The sequence below is a fragment of the Okeania sp. SIO2B9 genome (genome assembly GCF_010672505.1).
Lineage (GTDB): Bacteria > Cyanobacteriota > Cyanobacteriia > Cyanobacteriales > Microcoleaceae > Okeania > Okeania hirsuta.
In genome coordinates, this window is record NZ_JAAHGK010000540.1 from 1 (window position 1) to 4,811 (window position 4,811).

Genomic DNA, 4,811 nt, shown 5'->3' on the forward strand with positions numbered 1-4,811 from the left:
TCCTCCTCGCTCATTACCATTTCTTCTGTCTCCTACCCCAGCAAAAAGACTTTCCATACGCAAACCCTAATTACTTCTAAGGTTTAGTCAGGGGACTTTACCGAATAATTAATAATTAAATAATTAAATAATTAAATAATTCAGGTTTAAAGCCTCCCCTTTCAAGGGAAAAAAAATAAATTTTTTCCTTTTATTCAATCCTCTTCCTTTTAGGGAGAGGTAATTATCAATTATCCATTATCAATTATCAATTATTGAACAGTAATTTTTATTCTTTCCTCAATTTCAAAGGTTGCTTTTATCTTCCTCAAAATTAATAGCTGATAGCTAATAGCTGACGGCTGTTTGCGCAGCATTCCGCAGGAAATGCTTACGTTTTTAGATATATCTAGATTTACCTTTTCAAATCAAATCTAGTTAATATTAAAATTCAACAAATCAAGTTTTGTTATGTCTAGTTGAATACCCACAAATCTGGCTTATGAGGGAACAGGGAACACCTGAGCTAGGGGAAATTTGAGAGATTGTCTCTGGAGAGAGAAGAACTTTTTTCCGGTTGTGTAAGTGCCTATTTTAATGAGGGTTGATATTTAGATATCAATCTTTCCAGCTCATTTCCGAGTAAGTAAAACATTATTTTTTAGAAAAAAGCCAAAAATAACTATTGCGGCATACGCAATAAAAGAACATAAACCATGATATATCTAGACTTGAAAAATAAAATTAAACTGCCTTAACATTAAATTTCTAAAATAAAGTTACATATCAATCTTTCCAGCTCATTTTCGAGCAAGTGAAACATTATTTTTTAGAAAAAAGCCCAAAATGACTATTGCGACATACGCAATAAAAGAACAGAAGCCTTGATATACATATACTTGAAAAATGAAATTCAACCGCCTTAAACCTAAGTTCCCAAAATAAAGTTACATATCAATCTTTCCAGCTCATTTTCCAGCAAGTAAAACATTGTTTTTTAGAAAAAGCCCAAAATGACTATTGCGACATACGCAATAAAAGAACAGAAGCCATGATATATCTAGAGTTGAAAAATAAAATTAAACCGCATTAATACTAAACTCACAAAATCAAGTTACACATCAACCCTTCAAGCTTATTTGTCAGGAAGTGAAACATTATTTTTTAGAAAAAGCCCAAAATGACTATTGCGACATACGCAATAAAAGAACAGAAGCCATGATATATCTAGAGTTGAAAAATAAAATTAAACCGCCTTAACACTAAACTCCCAAACAAAGTTACAGATAATATCCATTTAATGCTGTTGAAAAAAAGTCTACTACAAAAAAGAAAATAGTACATACTATGCCTAATTATCCCTTTCCAAAAAGTATCAATCGACGCTATATTAAAAAACGTCAAACTTATTACTTTTTCTATGAACCTTAAACGTAGAGAATTCCTTATCTTTCTAGGATCTACCGCAGGAACAATAACCCTTAGTTCCTGTCAAAAACAATCATCTACTCCAGCAATTGAAAAATCTCCAATTAGTGGAACTTCTATCAACAATATTAATTTCCAACCAGTCAAAGGTCCAATGCCTTTGACAACGAGTAATCAAGAGTTTAAAATGGAGAATTATACTAATTACGAAGTAGCAGATGATTTAATAATTCCAGAAGGTTTTACTTACGATGTTATTGGGTCATGGGGAGACAAAATAGGTGATTCACGTTTTGGCTACAATAATGACTATCTTTCCTACATTGAAACAGGTAAAAATGAAGGATTATTAACAATAAACTTTGAATATATTAGCCCTTTGCCTTGGGTAACAACTTATCAAACAGTTATTGGTAAATCTATGCCTTTTGCAGAATTAGCAACAGCATTTAGACAGGTAGGAGAATCAGGAATTAATTCTTCAGAATTACTTGAAAATTCCCTGAAACAAAATATTATTGCAACAGCTAAAGAAGCAATGATTGATATGGGAATAGGTGTAATTTCCATACGTCGCGAACCCGATGGAAAATGGGTAAGAACAAATTCAAAAATTGACCGCAGAATAACAGGTATTTCAGGATTAGAAGACGGGCGTTATTTAAAATCAACAGGACCAGCAGTAGCAGTTTTTAATAAAAAAGGCAAAGGTTATAATGATAAATTAGGCGATCGCATTATAGGTAGTTTTGCTAACTGTGCAGGCGGCACTACACCTTGGGGAACAGTATTTAGTGCCGAAGAAAATTTTCAAAATTATGTAGTAGAAGCAGTATATCCTGATGGTACTTCTGTTGACCCGACCAGAGAAAAATCCCTCTTTATTGGTGAAAGAGGAGTCGCTGGTCTGGGAAGTGTATTTGGTTTAGCTGGTAATAAGTATGGTTGGATGGTAGAAGTAGACCCAGCTAACCCTGACGACTATGGTACAAAACATACTTGGTTAGGTCGTTATCGCCACGAAGCAGTAGGTATTAGGGTAGAAACTGATAAACCATTAGCATTTTATTCCGGATGCGATCGCCGTAGTGGTCATCTATATAAATTTGTGAGTAAAGGTAAAGTAAAAGACCCCACCGATAAAGCTAACTCTCAACTTTTGACAGACGGAATGTTGTATGGCGCTAAATTTAATCCTGATGGTACAGGTAGTTGGATTTCCCTCCAACCTGATACTCCTGTGAATCCAGATTTGCCAGAAGTCCACTTTAACAATATGATTAATCTACCCCAAAGACCTGATGGTGGTAGCTTTAAAGCCATAACTGCTCAAGAAGTAGAAAGGTTCAAAAAGAAATATAAAACTCTGGGGGACCTATATAAAGGTAATGCTGAACAGAAACAAGGAGCTATTCTCATTGATGCTCATCTAGCTGCTAATGCTGCTGGTGTTACTTGTACCGCACGTCCCGAAGATACTCAGGTAGATAAAAATGGTAATTTATTTATTGCCTTTACCTCTGGGTCTCCTAGTAAATCTGATGGTAGTCCAGACAAACGTATATTTAAAGGTCCGGATGGTGAAGCTTACGAGTTTGGTTGGATTATGCGTTTGACTGAGGATGATAATCAACCAGATGCTATGACATTTAGTTGGGAAATGTTTGCTACTGGGGGCGAACCTATGGAGGGTGGACTAGGATTTTCTAATCCTGACAATTTAGAATTTGATGAACTGGGTAATTTGTGGATGGTGACAGATATTAGTACCAGTAAGCATAATAAAACAGTACCTATGAATCGAGTGGGTCAGGATGGCAAACCCATAAATCAGTCTACTCTTTGTGGTTTATTTGGTAATAATTCTATCTGGTATCTTCCCACTTCTGGTCCTAATGCTGGAGAAGCTTATTTGTTTGGAATAGCACCAACAGAAAGTGAAACTTGTGGGCCTTTCTTTACCAAAGACCAGAAAACTTTGTTTTTAGCTATTCAACATCCAGGAGAATATAACGGCATTCGCAAAAATATGACTTCAGAAACTCGTCAGTTGGCAATGAAAACGACAGATGGTTCAGATTTTGTCCAGAGTCGTACCGTGCCTATGGGGTCTAACTGGCCAACTAAAAAAATTAACGATCCTCCGAAACCTTCAGTTGTAGCTATTCGTCGATTGGATTCAACACCGATTACTTAATAGCAGGGAACAGGGAACATTGGGAAAAACATTTCCCTGTCTGAGATTCATCATCACTCTATGTCCGTGTCCTACCTATCTATTGCTATAGATATTGCTATAAATAGGGTTTGCTGAAAAAGCCTTTTTTAAGGAGTGGGGAACCCACCCCTAACCCCTCCCAGGAGGGGAAAAAGGGAGTAGGAGAGTAGGGGAGTAGGGGAATAATTTTTTTTGCCCAACTATGCGCCAGAAATGCGCTCCTTTTTGAGCATCAAGAGCTGAAAGCCAAGGTATTTCAGACCTAAAAAGGCACTTATCTTTATCTGTAAATACTTTTAGCTCACATTCCGCACGTCAATTTGTAACATTAAAAGTAGTATATAAATCCGTAGCTTGGTAGGTATTTATACTATGCAAATCATCTCAATTACTTTTTTCGTCGATCAAATTCCAAGTAAAAAATTTACGCATAAATACTTACTCTTATGATTACTCAATCACGGCAGCTATGATTTTCTTCTAAAATTCTGTCTCCTGTCTTCCCCTCCACGGTCGGGGTTAGGGGTGGGTTGTCTCCTGACTCCTGATTCGATGCTACATTTTGTGGTGCGGAATGTGGGTTTTAGATTTAATCAGCAAGGCCTAAATAGAAATTGAAAAACTGAAAAAGGATAAATAGTTATAAGTTGGTCGTTAAATCGAATGATTTTTTAATTTGACGTTATTATTTTAATTTCAGATTTGACTATCAGTTTGTCTGACTGTCCTTTCTTTGCTTAGTTTTTGGCTTGTTTTCTGAAAAAAATATTCTGAAAATTAGGTTGCAAATTGTCAAATTAGGTGTAAAATTTGCGACGAGACCGTAATTTTTACCTAAAAAACACAGGAGCATGAAAGCCATCGTCCTTTAAGCGATGGATGAAAAGCGAGGAGTCGGATTTTAATCCGAAGTATTTTATCTTACAAAAGTAAGCAGAAAGCTAAGTTTAGAGTTAAGCAGACTGTGTAGGGGCACTTTGACTTGTCCCCAAAGAGTATATCTTTGGTCAGCTAAGAAGAGACGGATCAACAGGGATTTATCTGTGTTGCGTAGTATCTACTTAGAATCCCCTAGGCAACAGCTCTGGGGAGTAGTCAAAAATAAAGGAAAAATCTAATTTCTAAGGTGGCGTCTTAAGCTCATCTCTTGTAAACAAACTGTATATACAGACAAAATAACTAAACA

General features: G+C 36.0%; 1 protein-coding gene. It reads left to right on the forward strand.

The genetic code is table 11. From position 1 onward, the window contains the following. Positions 1 to 1,399 precede the first annotated feature (1,399 nt). Positions 1,400 to 3,604, forward strand: coding sequence for a PhoX family phosphatase (locus F6K13_RS18655; RefSeq protein ID WP_287287975.1), 2,205 nt, complete (start codon positions 1,400 to 1,402; stop codon positions 3,602 to 3,604). The last annotated feature ends 1,207 nt before the right edge of the window (positions 3,605 to 4,811 follow it).